Annotated in this window: 1 pseudogene; it reads left to right on the top strand. The window is 72.9% G+C overall.

Annotated elements, in window-relative coordinates:
• Window positions 1–539: pseudogene (locus tag BA175_RS31825) on the top strand (aspartate aminotransferase family protein); the annotation flags it as partial.
• Window positions 540–605: the final 66 nt, after the last annotated feature.

Here is a 605-nt window from a genome sequence, read left to right as displayed (position 1 = left end):
AACTCGGCTGGCAACCCGCATCCGCCGGCATCCTCGCCGTCCCCCACCACCTCGACCTCCACCCCCTCCACCACCACGCCCCCTACCTCAACGCGGACGACGACACCGACGCAGGCCTCCCCGACCTCCTCGGCCGCTCCCTCCGCACCACCCGACGCCCCGACGCCCTCAAGATCGCCGTCACCCTCCAGGCACTCGGCCGCGACGGACTCGCCGACCTCGTCGACCGCACCCTCACCGCCGCCCACCACCTCGCCCGCATCATCACCGACACCCCCGCCCTCCAGCTCTACGCCCACCCCACCATCAGCACCGTCCTCTTCCGCCCCACCGACGCCGACGACACCACCGTCGCCACCATCCGCCGCACCCTCCTCACCGACGGACACGCCGTACTCGGCCGCACCCACGCCCACGGCCGCCTCTGGCTCAAAGCCACCCTCCTCAACCCCCACACCACCCCCCAGGACCTCCACCGCCTCACCACCCTCGTCACCCACACCGCCACCGCCCTCACCGAAGGAAGCACCCCCCGATGACCGACCGGCCCACCCCCCGCCCGGACCGGCCGCACGACCTCATCGGCATCGGCATCGGCCCCTTCA

The organism is Streptomyces griseus (assembly GCF_001715295.1).
Classification (GTDB): domain Bacteria; phylum Actinomycetota; class Actinomycetes; order Streptomycetales; family Streptomycetaceae; genus Streptomyces; species Streptomyces griseus_G.
The sequence above is the reverse complement of the archived record's forward strand: the minus strand, read 5'-3'. Positions and strand labels throughout refer to the sequence as shown.